Origin of the sequence: Nocardia sp. NPDC049526, assembly GCF_044465765.1 — a bacterium.
Lineage (GTDB): Bacteria > Actinomycetota > Actinomycetes > Mycobacteriales > Mycobacteriaceae > Nocardia.
In genome coordinates this window covers 119,629-133,075 of the sequence record NZ_JBITMA010000010.1, presented here as the reverse complement: position 1 = coordinate 133,075, position 13,447 = coordinate 119,629, and the positions used below count along the sequence as shown (strand labels likewise).

13 protein-coding genes and 1 pseudogene are annotated in these 13,447 nt (G+C 64.5%); 10 read left to right on the top strand and 4 right to left on the bottom strand.

The features are described 5' to 3' along the window. Positions 1 to 234: 234 nt before the first annotated feature. Entirely contained in the window at positions 235 to 1,248 is a 1,014-nt protein-coding gene (locus ACIBW7_RS29595; RefSeq protein WP_397051936.1) for an NAD(P)-dependent alcohol dehydrogenase, read from the bottom strand. A 4-nt stretch (positions 1,249 to 1,252) separates the two neighbouring features. After that, positions 1,253 to 2,761, bottom strand: coding sequence for a mannitol dehydrogenase family protein (locus tag ACIBW7_RS29590; RefSeq protein WP_397051934.1), 1,509 nt, complete (start codon positions 2,759 to 2,761; stop codon positions 1,253 to 1,255). An 87-nt stretch (positions 2,762 to 2,848) separates the two neighbouring features. Here ACIBW7_RS29590 and ACIBW7_RS29585 point away from each other — a divergent pair, with 87 nt between their 5' ends. The 5 genes from ACIBW7_RS29585 to ACIBW7_RS29565 all read left to right on the top strand — a co-directional run bounded on the left by ACIBW7_RS29585 (position 2,849) and on the right by ACIBW7_RS29565 (position 8,165). Continuing rightward, a complete protein-coding gene (locus ACIBW7_RS29585; protein WP_397051932.1) occupies positions 2,849 to 3,853 on the top strand; it encodes a sugar-binding transcriptional regulator in 1,005 nt (334 codons plus the stop codon). Next, the gene (locus tag ACIBW7_RS29580) at positions 3,850 to 5,202 is read left to right on the top strand and encodes an ABC transporter substrate-binding protein (RefSeq protein WP_397051930.1); all 1,353 of its coding nucleotides are present in this window, start codon (positions 3,850 to 3,852) and stop codon (positions 5,200 to 5,202) included. The genes ACIBW7_RS29585 and ACIBW7_RS29580 overlap by 4 nt, the downstream gene beginning before the upstream one ends. Positions 5,203 to 5,204: 2 nt before the next feature. Then, positions 5,205 to 6,173 (top strand): carbohydrate ABC transporter permease, encoded by a 969-nt coding sequence (locus tag ACIBW7_RS29575; protein ID WP_397051928.1) that lies wholly within the window; start codon positions 5,205 to 5,207, stop codon positions 6,171 to 6,173. A 74-nt stretch (positions 6,174 to 6,247) separates the two neighbouring features. Next, the gene (locus ACIBW7_RS29570; protein WP_245567124.1) at positions 6,248 to 7,042 is read left to right on the top strand and encodes a carbohydrate ABC transporter permease; all 795 of its coding nucleotides are present in this window, start codon (positions 6,248 to 6,250) and stop codon (positions 7,040 to 7,042) included. Positions 7,043 to 7,052: 10 nt separating this feature from the next. Then, on the top strand, positions 7,053 to 8,165 hold the full coding sequence (locus tag ACIBW7_RS29565) for an ABC transporter ATP-binding protein (protein ID WP_397051926.1): 1,113 nt from the start codon (positions 7,053 to 7,055) through the stop codon (positions 8,163 to 8,165). A 238-nt stretch (positions 8,166 to 8,403) separates the two neighbouring features. On the opposite strand, the gene ACIBW7_RS29560 is transcribed toward ACIBW7_RS29565, so the two are convergent. Next, positions 8,404 to 9,636, bottom strand: coding sequence for an erythromycin esterase family protein (locus ACIBW7_RS29560; protein ID WP_397051924.1), 1,233 nt, complete (start codon positions 9,634 to 9,636; stop codon positions 8,404 to 8,406). A gap of 356 nt (positions 9,637 to 9,992) precedes the next feature. Between ACIBW7_RS29560 and ACIBW7_RS29555 the strand changes: the two genes are divergently transcribed. Further along, on the top strand, positions 9,993 to 10,778 hold the full coding sequence (locus tag ACIBW7_RS29555) for an SDR family NAD(P)-dependent oxidoreductase (protein ID WP_397051922.1): 786 nt from the start codon (positions 9,993 to 9,995) through the stop codon (positions 10,776 to 10,778). Positions 10,779 to 10,934: 156 nt separating this feature from the next. Here ACIBW7_RS29555 and ACIBW7_RS29550 read toward each other — a convergent pair. Then, positions 10,935 to 11,115 (bottom strand): annotated as a pseudogene (locus ACIBW7_RS29550) (hypothetical protein); the annotation flags it as partial. A 238-nt stretch (positions 11,116 to 11,353) separates the two neighbouring features. Here ACIBW7_RS29550 and ACIBW7_RS29545 point away from each other — a divergent pair. From ACIBW7_RS29545 to ACIBW7_RS29530, 4 genes are all read left to right on the top strand, one after another. Further along, positions 11,354 to 12,151 carry a D-alanyl-D-alanine carboxypeptidase family protein gene (locus tag ACIBW7_RS29545; protein ID WP_397051920.1) on the top strand — a complete coding sequence of 266 codons (798 nt, stop codon included), beginning with the start codon at positions 11,354 to 11,356 and terminating at the stop codon, positions 12,149 to 12,151. Between the two features lie 126 nt (positions 12,152 to 12,277). Beyond that, entirely contained in the window at positions 12,278 to 12,604 is a 327-nt protein-coding gene (locus ACIBW7_RS29540; RefSeq protein ID WP_397051918.1) for a GYD domain-containing protein, read from the top strand. A 94-nt stretch (positions 12,605 to 12,698) separates the two neighbouring features. Continuing rightward, a complete protein-coding gene (locus ACIBW7_RS29535) occupies positions 12,699 to 13,022 on the top strand; it encodes a putative quinol monooxygenase (RefSeq protein ID WP_397051916.1) in 324 nt (107 codons plus the stop codon). 109 nt (positions 13,023 to 13,131) lie between these two features. Next, positions 13,132 to 13,323, top strand: coding sequence for a hypothetical protein (locus tag ACIBW7_RS29530; RefSeq protein ID WP_397051914.1), 192 nt, complete (start codon positions 13,132 to 13,134; stop codon positions 13,321 to 13,323). Positions 13,324 to 13,447 lie beyond the last annotated feature (124 nt).

Here is a 13,447-nt window from a genome sequence, read left to right as displayed (position 1 = left end):
GGCGATGTGCCGAAGGCCCAGCGGTGTTCGTGCGCTGATCAGCCACCGCCGCGTAAGCGCTGGTTCTTCGGCGCTTGACGGCGGCAGGCACTCGGTGCGACTGATGCGGACCTCGATCCCCAGTCGCGACACGATGCGCACGGTAGAAAGAACTCCATGACACTGGGTCTGCTTATGAGTGGTCAGGTTCGGCGGAAGTCGTTCCGCCGGGTGTCGACTCGGTCTGGTGGCAGGTTATCTACCCGGTAGCACAATAGGTTTGATCGAGCTGTGGTCGTCGCGGCCGATGGTCAATGCTGCGGCCACTTCGTCGAGGCCGAAGTGGCCGGTGACCAGGCGGTCGAGATCGACTCGTCCGGTGGCGGCGAGGTCGATCGCGGTTGGCCAGGTGTTCGCGTAGCGGAACGTTCCGGTCAGCTCGAGTTCGTGTTCCTGAAGGTAGGGCAGGGGGAGTGGAATATCGTCGCCGCCCATGCCGACCAGCACCACCTGTCCGGCTCTGGCCACAGTGCGTATCGCGTCGTTGATTGCCCGAGGGTGTCCGGAGCATTCCAGGAGGACATTCGGTTCGAATCCGATGTCGCGCAGTGCGGTACCGCCGACGTCCACCGCTTGCGTGCAGCCCAATTCGATCGCCAGCGCCAGCCGCTGCGGGTTCACATCGGTGATCACGACCTCGGATGCGCCGAAAGCCAGCGCGGTCTGTGCGGTGACGAGTCCGACCGGGCCCGCGCCGTTGACCAGCACCCGGTCGCCCGCACTCACCCGACCTTTACGGCATGCCCATACGCCGACCGACAGTGGTTCGAGCAGGGCGGCCGCCTCGTCGGTCAGTGAATCCGGTACCGGATGGGCGAATTCCTGGTGCAGCACCACGTATTCGCAGAATGCGCCGTCGACCGGAGGTGTGCCGAAGAAGCGCATGTCCGGGCACAGGTTGTAGCGGCCTGCCCGGCATTGGCGGCAGGTGAAGTCCGGTATCCCGGGCTCGATCGATACTCGTTGCCCGAGGTGATGGTGTCGCGCGCCGGTGCCGAATCCGACCACCTCACCGCAGGCTTCGTGGCCGAGCACCAACGGTTGGTCGACGATGTGATGGCCGATCCGACCGTGCTCGAAGTAGTGCACGTCGGAGCCGCATACGCCCACCGCGCTGACCTTGATGAGCACTTCGGCCGGACCCGGTTCGGGCACGGCACGTTCTTCGATCGCGATCTTTCCGGCGGCTTCGAGGACCGCTGAGCGCATAGTGTCACTGCCTTTCGTCGCGGGCCAACTCGGCCACTGTCGCGTGGGCGCCACGATCATGCAGTGCACGCAATGCCGTGACATAGACGTCGAGGAATCGGGGTTGGTCGATCAGATCGCCGAATACTGTTCTGTCGCTGAGGAATGCGGTGGGGTCGTCGCGCTGGCGGCGGGCCAGCGGTGTCAGCTGGTCGCGGAGCCGGTCGATGATCTCGATCGGCTCGCCGTGCTCGTCGACGCCTTCGGCGTAGCGCGCCCAACCGGCGACGATTGTTGCGGCACAGTCGATCTCGCCGGATCCGTCGCGGGTGTCGAGCTGCTGACGGATGACCGGCAGCAGCCATTTCGGGATGCGGTCCGACGACTCGGCGCACAGTCTGGCGATGGTGTCGCCGATCGCGGGGTTGGAGAACCGTTCGATGAGGGTGTGTTTGTAGCGGTTCAGGTCGACGCCGGGCACCGGGCGCAGGGTGGGTGTCGCCTCACGGTCCATGTAGCGCAACAGGAATCGGCGGAAGTCCGGATCCTGTACCGCTTCGTGCACGAGGCGGTAGCCGCTCAGATATCCCAGATAGGCGAGTGCCTGGTGGCTCGCGTTGAGCAAGCGCAATTTCATCAGCTCATACGGTGCGACGTCGGCGACGAGCTGGACCCCGACGTCATCGAAGTCGGGACGGCCGAGGGTGAACGAATCCTCCAGCACCCATTGGGTATACGGCTCGGTCACCACCGGCCACCGATCCTCCAGGCCATAGCGGCGCGAGAGCTCGGCGGCCGCCTCGGCGGGTGTCACCGGCGTAATGCGATCGACCATCGAGTTGGGGAAGCGCACCGCACGCTCGACCCAATCACCGAGCTCACGATCACGCAGCCGCGCGAACGCCCCGAAGGTAGCCTGCGCGATATGCCCGTTGCCCTCGATGTTGTCGCACGACATGACGGTGAACGGCGCGATGCCCCGCGCCCGGCGACGCACCAGCGCCTCGGTCACGAGTCCGAATACGGTGCGGGGCAGACCGTCCGGCGCGAGATCGGCCCTGATCGCCGGGTCGGCAGCGTCGAATTCGCCGGTGGTCGCGGAGAAGTTGTATCCGCCCTCGGTGATGGTGAGTGAGACGATTCGGGTTGCCGGATCGGCCAGCTTCTCGATCACCGCTTCCGGATCGTCTGGCGCATAAAGGTATTCGATGATCGAGCCGATCACGCGGGTCCGCCAGGTACCGTCCGGCTCGGTGACCGACAGGGTGTACAGGCCATCCTGCGCCGCCAGCACATCGCGCATGCGCCGATCGGCGGGCAGCACTCCGACTCCGCAGATCCCCCAGTCGGTCGCGCGGCCCTGCTCGAGTAGTCGATCGATGTACATCGCCTGATGGGCGCGATGGAACCCGCCGACACCGAAATGGACTATTCCGGTGCGGATCCGGGTGCGGTCGTAGGTCGGCACCGAAACTTCCGGGGCGAGCCCGTCGATCGTGTCGGCACGTAGTGCCGTGGTTGTGGCCCCGTTCATAACGACCCTTCGACTGTTGTGTGCGTCACACTCCGATGGTAGCCTCTTGAACAATAGCTCACCTACTGAGCAGATGATCAGGCATCGATGAGGAGCGCAGTGGCTACCGAAGCGTCCCGGCCGGGAAATCCGGACGATGTCCGGTTGGCGTTGCGGGCTGCACAGCTCTATCACCTCGAGGGCGCCACACAGGCGGAAATTGCCGCCAAGCTGGGTGTTTCCCGTCCGACCGCGGGACGGCTCATCGCCCGTGCCCGGGCGCAGGGGCTGGTGCGCATCGAGATCAATGTGCCGGACGAGCTCCGCTCGGCCGTGCACGCCGATGTCGAGAGCGAGCTGGAGGCAAGGTTCGGGCTCACCGAAGCGGTGGTGCTCGGGGAAGTGCCCGATCGATCCCAGGCGAGCCTGCTCCCGTTCGGCCGCGCCGCGGTCGGTGTTCTGAACCGTCGGCTACGGCCGACGGACACTCTCGGATTCACCTGGGGCCCGGACACTATCGCGGTCGCGCATGAACTGTGGACGAAGTCGGCCCGGTGCGCGACCGTTGTCCAGCTGGACGGTTCGATGACCTCGGGTGACTACCAGACCGGCGTCGACTACACACTCGGCCGCTGCGCCGTTCAGCTGCAGGCCACCCCTGTTCGGTTGCACGCGCCGCTCTACGCGGATCCGGCGACCGTGACCGCGCTGGAGCAGGATTCGTTACTCGGCCGCGCCATGGCTCTGGGGCGAGATGCCGACGTCATGATGTTCGGTGTCGGACCGGTCTCCACCGCCACCACTTTGTTCGAGGGCAGCTATCTCGACGCCGCGATCCTCGACGAACTGGGCGAACTGGGCGCGGTCGGTGAAATCGGCGGCCGGTTCTTCCGCGCCGACGGCAGCGATGTCACGGGATCCCTTGCCGCACGCACGGTTTCGGTCGGACTCGACGCGATCCGGGACTGCCCGACCTCGCTGCTGATTTCCGGCGGAGAGTCCAAGCACGAAGCCGTCCTCGGTGCGCTGCGGGGCGGACTGGCCACCATTCTCGTCACCGATATCGAGTGCGCGCGGTGGCTGCTGGAAAAGAAGGAGAGTTCTGGCCGATGAATGGACACCATGCGAAGGCTGCTGCGGCACTGGCTGTGGCGGCCGTGATGGGGGCGGGCGGCTGCGCGGGCGCCGGATCGTTCACCTCCAGCGGCGACACCGTCACCATCGCGATGGTTTCGAACTCACAGATGCAGGACGCCATCGCCCTGTCCGGTGAGTTCGAACGCGAAAATCCCGGGATCAAACTCAAATTCGTCTCGCTGTCGGAGAATCAGGCCCGCGCCAAGATCACCGCCTCGGTCGCCACCCACGGTGGTGAATTCGATGTGGTGATGATCAGCAACTACGAGACACCGCAGTGGGCCAAGAACGGCTGGCTGGTCAACCTGTCGAATTACGAGCGCGAGACGCCCGGCTACGACGCGCAAGATTTCATCCCGTCCCTGCAGAAATCCCTGTCCTACCAGGGGGATATGTACTCCGTGCCGTTCTACGGCGAATCCTCGTTCCTGATGTACCGCAAGGATCTGTTCGAACAGGCGGGGCTGACCATGCCCGCCGAACCGACCTGGGATCAAATCGCCCAGGCCGCCGCGAAACTCGATGATCCCGCCGGTGGTCGCTCCGGTATCTGCCTGCGCGGTAAGCCCGGCTGGGGTGAATCGCTCGCACCGTTGAATACCGTGATCAACACCTTCGGCGGACGCTGGTTCGACGAGAACTGGCACGCCCAGCTCAACAGTCCCGAAGTGGTTCGAGCCGTCGAGTTCTACATCGACCTGGTGCGCGAACATGGTGAACCCGGTGCGGCCGCCAGCGGATTCAGCGAATGCGCCACGCAGCTCTCCCAGGGCAACACCGCCATGTGGTATGACGCGACCTCGGCGGTCTCGGTGCTGGAAGATCCCGCATCCAGCAAGGTGGTCGGCAAGATCGGGTACGCGCCGGCGCCGGTCATGCAGAAGCCGAACTCGGGCTGGCTGTACACCTGGTCGCTGGGGATTCCCCAATCCAGTGAAAAGCCCGATGCGGCATGGAAATTCATCTCATGGATGACCGGTAAGCCCTACATCAAGATGGTCGGCGAGAAGCTCGGCTGGTCACATGTGCCACCGGGCAGCCGGATGTCGACCTATCAGATTCCCGAATACGCCGCGGCGTCGAAGGCATACGGACCGTTGACGCTCTCGTCGATGCAGGGGGCCGATCCGGAACATCCCACCGTGGCGCCGGTGCCCTATACCGGAATTCAGTTCCTCGCCATCCCGGAGTTCCAGGACCTCGGAACCAGAGTGAGCCAGCAGATCAGCGCCGCCGTCGCGGGTCGGATCAGCGTCCATGACGCACTCGACCAAGCCCAGCAATATGCCGACGCGGTCGGCCGGTCGTATCGAGGAAACCAGTAGTCATGTCTGAAACCACCACAGCGCCAGCAGCTTCCGAGTCGACCATCGAAGAAGCACCACCACCGATCCGCGCACGGCGCGACCGGCTCGCACGGGCCGAAGGCTGGCGCAGGCGCGGTCCGCTGCTACCCGCCCTGATCTTCATGGTCGTGGTCACCCAGGTGCCGTTCGTCTTCACGCTGTACTACTCGACGCAATCGTGGAACCTGGTCCGGCCGGGATCGCGCCATTTCATCGGATTGCAGAACTACGCGGATGTCTTCCGTGACAGCCAGTTCCGGCAGGTGGCGCTCAACACCGTCATCATGATCGTCGGGACCGTCATCATCTCGGTGATCCTCGGACTGCTGCTGGCACTGCTGCTCGATCGCGCGTTCTTCGGCCGCGGCATCGTCCGTACCCTGCTGATCACACCGTTTCTGGTGACTCCCGTCGCGGCGGCACTGATCTGGAAGACCACCATGCTGGATCCGGTGTTCGGGCTGGTGAATTTCGTACTGAAACCGTTCGGCGCCGGCCAGATCGACTGGGTGAGCAAGTATCCGCTGCCCGCGGTGATGGCGGATCTGGTATGGCAGTGGACGCCGTTCATGATGCTGCTGATCCTGGCCGGGCTGCAATCGATGCCACGCGATATCGTCGAGGCCGCCCGCGTCGACGGCGCGAACTCACTGCAGGTCTTCCGTGAACTCACCCTCCCGCATCTGCGCCGGTTCATCGAACTGGGGGCCGTGCTGGGGGCGATCTACCTGGTCAACACCTTCGACGCGGTGTACATGATGACCTCGGGTGGGCCGGGCATCGCCAGCTCCAATCTGCCCTTCTATATCTATCAGCGCGCTTTCCTCGGTTTCGATATCGGTCAGGCCGCGGCGATGGGGGTCGTCACCGTCATCGCCACCACCATCGTCGCGACGTTCGCGCTGCGACTGCTGTTCAAGTCCTTCACCGGAAAAGAGGAAGCCGCATGAACGCGCATGCGCTTGCCGACAAACCCACTGCGGCACAGCAGGTTCCGATACGTCGTCGGCGCAACCGGGCCGGGATGCTGTGGGGTGTGCTGGCCTGGGTGATCGGCATCGGAATGTTCTTCCCCGTGCTGTGGATGGTGCTGACAGCGTTCAAACAAGAGGGCGACGCCTACACCGATCCGCCCAAGCTGTTCTTCACCCCGACGCTGGACCAGTTCTCCGCGGTCCTCGACAGCGGTATCGGCACCACGCTGCTGAACTCCACCTTCGCAACCGGGATGTCGACGATTCTCGTTCTGGCCCTGGGGATTCCAGCCGCGTTCGCGCTGTCGCTGCGTCCGGTGCGCAACACCCGCGACGCGCTGATGTTCTTCATCGGCACCAAGATGCTGCCGATCGTGGCGGCGATCGTGCCGCTGTATGTGATCGTCGGCAATATCGGTCTGCTGGACAACATTTGGGCGCTGGTCATCCTCTATACCGCGATGAATCTGCCGATCGCGGTATGGATGATGCGCTCGTTCTTCCTGGAGGTACCCGGCGAGCTGCTCGAGGCCGCGAGCATGGACGGCGCGAGTCTGTGGACCGCGGTGCGCGAGGTGATCCTGCCGCTGGTCTCGCCCGGCATCGCCGCCACCGCACTGATCTGCGTCATCTTCTCCTGGAACGAATTCTTCTTCGCGGTGAACCTGACCGCTGTACAGGCACAGACGATTCCGGTGTTCCTGGTCGGCTTCATCACCGGCGAAGGCCTGTACTGGGCGCGGCTGTCCGCCGCCGCGGTGCTCAGCGCCCTGCCCGTCGTCCTCGCCGGCTGGCTCGCACAGAACAAGCTGGTGCGCGGCCTGTCCTTCGGCGCCATCAAGTAAGGAAAAACTCATGGCCACAATCCATTACGACTCCGCATCGTGTGTCTATCCGGGCGCGGAGACGCTCGCGGTCGACTCGCTCGACCTCGATATCGCCGATGGTGAGTTCATCGTCCTGGTCGGTCCGTCGGGCTCGGGCAAATCCACCGCGTTGCGTATGCTCGCAGGCCTCGAGGAGATCGACGGCGGCTCCATCCGCATCGACGGTCAGGACATGGTCGGTGTGTCGTCCAAGGACCGCGATATCGCCATGGTGTTCCAGAATTACGCGCTGTACCCGAACAAAACCGTCGGGGAGAATATGGGTTTCGCCCTCAAGATGATGAAAGTGCCGGTAGCCGAACGCAGACGTCGCGTCGCCGAGGCCGCCGAACTGCTCGGTCTCACGCCGTATCTGGACCGGAAACCGGCGAAACTGTCTGGTGGACAACGGCAACGGGTGGCGATGGGGCGCGCGATCGTGCGTGAGCCGCGGGTGTTCTGCATGGACGAGCCGCTGAGCAACCTCGACGCCAAATTGCGCGTGCAGACCCGCACCCAGATCGCGGCGCTGCAGCGACGGCTGGGCACCACTACCGTCTACGTCACCCACGACCAGGTGGAGGCCATGACCATGGGGGACCGGGTGGCGGTACTGCGCGACGGCCGGTTGCAGCAGTTCAGCACCCCTGCGGAGCTCTACGACCGGCCCACGAACGCGTTCGTCGCCGGATTCATCGGATCACCGTCGATGAACCTGTTCCGGGTGCCCCTCACCTCCGGTGGCGTCGATATCGCAGGCACCACAATGGAATTGCCGCGCGAGCAGATGACCCGCCTCGCCGAAGCGGGCCTGGACGAGGTGACCATCGGCATCCGGCCCGAACAGCTCGAACTCCGCCGCGACGGAACAGGTTTCACGGTCACCGTGGAACTGGTCGAGGAACTCGGCAGCGAATCATATGTATACGCGCGCATACCGGGCGCTCCGATCACGGGCCTCGACGGCGAGCCGGCCACCTTCGTCGCCCGCTCGGCGAGCCGTGCCCCGGCCAAACTCGCCGAAACGGTAACACTCCAGGTCAACGACCCCGCCGCAGTACATCTGTTCCATCCCGAGAACGGAACGCGAATCGGGGGCTGATACCCGGCGCAACCAGCATCGCCCTCGCTGCGTGCGTAACGGACAGCCGAGACCGCCCGAGCGCCGCGAGCACGAGGACCTCCGCGCTCGAGAAGCAGCCAAGGAACGCGAATGAGCGGGCCGATACCGAGGCGAGTAGCGCTGAACGCGGGGCCTCCGGCTGTGCCGGATTCGGCAACCCCAATCCTGGAACCCTGCGTGCGGAGTACCTACCGGGGTGCGTCGCGGATCGAGACAGTCATTGTGAACCGAGGAGCGAGTGCGTCGGGGTGATGGTGCGGATCCGGAGCATGATGTCGAACCAATCACCCAGGCCGGAACCGGCGATGTAGTGCTCGGCGTCGCGGTCCGGCGTGTAGGTTCCGATGACGAGACGGAGCTTGACGGGCTGGTGCAGCCATCGTTGTACCGCATCCGCGGGCGGATTCCGCAAATCGAGCAGGTAGTTCTCGCGTTCGGGAAGGTCGAGCACAATGTCGGCGAAATCTTTCGCTGGCGCGGGGATTGCCATGTTGGCGCGGACCTTGCCGTGATGGAAGGTGACCGCCACCGAGAGGTAGCCGGTGCCGAACCGTTTCCGGAGCAGAGATCCTGTGGTTGGGAACTCCTGTGACATCGCAGCCATGGTGAGCCGGTCTGCGACGGCTGTATTCGACACCCCTTCCCAGTACACGATCCGGTGCCCGGTGCGGTCGTGCCAGTCGGTGATGCGGTCGGCGGCGTCCGCGGTTTCGGCGGCGAAGTCACGGCGCCCGGAGGCGGTGCTGAACTCGTGGTATCGCACGATGAGACGGGCTGCGTCGAGCACGGCGGGCGCATCGGCAGCACCGGGCAATGACTCGACCAGTGTCAGCGCATCTCGGGCATAGTCCACGAACGGGCGCCCGGGGTGGGTGCCGTTTGCGCGCTGTAAGTGCTCACCCAACCGGTGGGCGGTGACAATCGGGTCGTAATGCGAGCTCAGCTCGCCGAGTCGTTCCGGCGCAACAGTTCTGACGAACGCTGTCACTTGCCCATAGTGTGCAGGCTTCGCACCCTCCGGCGTCAGGCCGAACAGCCGCAGTGGATCGTCCGGGTGCGCCCGATTGAAGGCGCGCGCCCATTCCAGCACCGCGAGTGTCTCGGAGTTGCGCCACGGGACCCAGACATCGTCGAGCAATTTCCGCGGGTCGCCGACACCCGTGCGCGCGTACTCGTCGATGGCCGCGATGACGGCCTCGTCGTCGAGCATTGCCAGCGCTCGAAATCCGTTTTGCTCCACCAATATCCGCAGTATTCGATGCGCGGTTGCAGACAGTTCGTGCCCGGCGCGGATGGTCATGCCGATACCGACGACGGCGACGTCACCGGCCCGATCAGCCAGCACCTCGAGATCGGCAAGTGGCCCGTCGGGCTCGACCACGTCGAGCGGGTGGGCCGTGTCGCGAATCCATTGCATGACCTCGGTGGCGTCGGGTGTTGGGTACGACATGATGCCCTCCTACAGAACGTCCTCTGTCGTGCCGGGCCGGCAGAGGAGAAGCGACAGCTAATATGTTTATCCACAAAGCTAATTTGCTTTTATAGCAAAGATAATTGGAGGTATAGCAGCTGTCAACGACGGGGTCGGGACCGGATTGAGCAGGGCCGGACACCGTTCACGCGGTGAACGATGCCGATTCTGTCGGAGTGTCGACAGAATTCGGCCAGGTGGTCGTATACGGCGAAGAAGAGGTGGGCCAGCGCATACGGCTGCGGCACTCCGAGGTCGCGGTGTGGATCTGGCGGCGCTGAGCTGCGCGTAGCGTGTTCGGGGTCACAAACCGAGTCGGCGACGGGAGTAACAGCATGGATCTACATCTGTCGGGCAAGACCGCCGTCGTTACCGGCGCCAGCAAAGGTATCGGGCTCGCGATCACCCGAGCGCTGGTGGACGCCGATGCCCACGTCGTGGCCGGATCACGCAGCCGCGGCCCCGATCTCGCGGCGCTGGAAACGGCGGGGAAAGTGACTTTCGTGTCCGCCGATTTGTCACAGCCCGGCGGCGCCGATGACCTGGTTGCGGCCGCAGCAGACCGCGGCGGCATCGATGTACTGGTGAACAACGTCGGCGCGGTCACTGTGCAACCGGGCGGAATCGCACACGTTACCGACGACCAGTGGCAGGCATCCTGGGATCTCAATGTGATGGGGACGGTGCGGCCGACCCGGGCCGCGTTGCCACAGATGTACCGCCGTGGCGGCGGCTCGATCGTCATCATCGGATCGGTCAACGCCTACTATCCCGACCCCGGGATCTATGACTACTGTGCCACCAAGGCTGCCGTCACCAACTTCGGCAAGGCTTTGTCAAAGGAATTGGGACCGAAGAACATTCGCGTCAACTCGATAAGCCCCGGACCAGTAACGACCGGGCTGTGGCTGGATGAAGGCGGAGTGGCCGACACGATCGCCGACGCCAGCGGTCAGACCCCCGAAGAAGTCAGGTCCGCGACAGCCGGTGCTGCCTCGATGGGCCGGTTCACCACTCCGGAGCAGGTTGCCGACCTGGTCGTGTTCCTGGCCGGCGATCGATCCGCCAATATCACCGGATCCGACCTGCGGATCGACGGCGGCTTCGTCACCACCATTTGAGGTATGGCCTGGCATTTGTGTGAGAGTGCGGTTCATGACCGAAGGAAGCCGAGTAGCTCGGCGTTGTGCAAACCCTCGAACCGGAAACCCGCGTCCGCCGGCATCACCGGGGGCAGATTGCCATGGATTCGCGCCGGCCTGATCTCATCGATCACGCTCCCCGCAACCGACATCGAGGACATCGCCATGGAATCTGCCCTGCTCGATCAGCGTGGCGAGTTCCGGCTGGCGGTTCGCCGATACTCCACGGCGGCTTGACGCCGGGCCCGCACGGGCCCCTGAACGCCGATCTCGTCTGCGGAGCGGCACGGCCATGCCGCTGAGCGAACGGTCGCAGGCGAGAAGCGTCGGGCTCAGCGCATCTCGAATTAGCTGACTGGACGCTGTTGCTGGAACGGCGCGGTAATCCGGTCGGTGAAATCCCACTGGTGGAGGGGTTTACACGACAGAATGTGGCCATGCGGACATTTGCCAGATTGTTGCAGTCTGTCGTAGTCGGGGCGCTGGTCGTCGTAGTCGGTCATGGCGTCACGGCCGCTCCCGCCGCGAGCGAGGCCCATATTCAGTTGCCCTGGATGACTTCTGAGCCGGACGCAGTGCAGGCGACGGGAGCAGCGCTGGCAGACGGAGTCACCGGCACGATGCTGTGGTCGCGACAGCCGAACACCCCGGTCCCGATCGCCAGCATCACGAAGGTGATGACGGCACTGGTCGTGATCAACGCCGGCGACCTCGACCGGACCATTACCGTGCCGCAAGAAATCATCGCCTATGGCGCCAAGTACGACGGCAGCAACGCAGGCCTGGTCCCCGGCGAGGTGCTCACCGCGCGACAGCTCCTATACGCGATGATGCTGCCGTCCGGCTGCGACGCCGCCTATACCCTTGCCGAGGCATACGGGCCCGGCCAAGACGGCTTCATCGCCAAAATGAACGACACCGCACGTCAAATGGGCCTGGCGGGAACATATTTCACCGACCCCAGCGGGCTGCCCGCCCCCACCGACTACTCCACCTACTCCACACCGGCGGACCTGGTGACCCTCGGCATGCGCGCGATGAGCCTGCCGGTGTTCCGCGACATCGCCGGGTCGCAGAGCTATCACCTGCCCGCCGGCCCGGGCAACCGCGATCACCTCTGGCAGACCACGAACAGGATGCTGCACGACTATCCCGGCACTATCGGCATCAAAACCGGATCCACCGACGCTGCGGGAACCTGCCTGCTGTTCGAGACGGTCAGGGCAGGAATACCGTTGATCGGTGTGGTCCTGCACAGCTCACCCGACAGCGCCGTCGCCGCAAAGAACGACGCCGAACGCATGTTGAACTGGGCTTACGACCCGATCCTGACCGCGCTGCCGATCGGTTAGCGCCGAATTCGGCTGTTACGTTGCTGCATCATTGCTACAACGCCACTCCTGCAGTGACGCCCGGCGGTCGGCGAGACCGTATGGTCGGTCTCGCCCAGATCGTCCTGCGAGAAGGAGGAGACCGGAATGCCGAAGTATCTGTGGCGGGTCAGCTACTCACCGGAGGGGGCGCGCGGTCTGCTCGCGCAGGGTGGCAGCGTCCGCCGGGCGGCCATCACCGAAATGGTCGAAAGTGTGGGCGGTCAGGTGGATGTCTGCTATTTCGCCTTCGGTGAGGATGATCTGTTCGTGATCGGTGATGTCCCGGACGAGGTTTCGGCTGCGGCACTGGCGATCCGTACTGCTGCTTCCGGTGCGGCGTTCTCGCATACCGTGGCGCTGTTGACTCCTGAGCAGGTCGACGAAGCCGTCGCTCGGGAGGTCACGTATCAGCCGCCGGCGGAGCCGTCCTAGCCGTCCGACAATGGGTAGTTCGCAACGCGCACCGCCCGAACCCGCGGAGGGTCGGGCGGTGTCGCGGCAGCCCGACGCACCGAGGAGAAGCGCAATGATCTTCATCGTCGTGAAGTTCAAGACGAAGCCCGAGTGGACCGATCGCTGGCTCGACCTCGTCACTCCGTTCACCGCCGCCACCCGCGCCGAGGAGGGCAACCTCTGGTTCGACTGGTCCCGCAGTGTTGATGACCCCACCGAATTCGTTCTCGTGGAAGCCTTCCGTGACCAGGCCGCGGGCGCCGCCCACGTCCGCAGTGCCCACTTCGAGACCGCGATGGACGAGTTGCCGCAGGCCCTCGAGTCGACCCCACGGATCATCAGCCAGACCATCGAGGCCGGCGGCTGGTCGGAGATGGGCGAGATGACCGTCGGATGAACCGGTCACATCACGCAGTCCGCGCCATTCTGTACGGGTTGTGTTTCATCGTGTCTGGAAAGTTCGCGCAAGTGCTGTCGGATCGGGGTTTGTCGACAGACCGTGAGGATTGACGAAGACCATCGGCAACCTGTGGCCGTACGACCATCGGCTGCTGGTGAGTCTGTCCGAGCAGACGATGGCGCGGATCGAAGCGACGGTTCCAACGGCTGCGGTGTGCCGGACTGCGGGTCGTTCTCGCCCTCTCGACGAGATCGTGCGCGAGGGTGCGCGGGCGCTGCTGATTGTGAATACGCGGTGATGCGATGCCCCAACTTCCGGCGTGCGCCGGCGACGATGGACCGATCGCAAGGATCCCGGCTGTCCGAATGGCTATCGCGGGTACCCGATCTCGCCGAGCACGCCGCTCCGACGCTGAGGTTTGC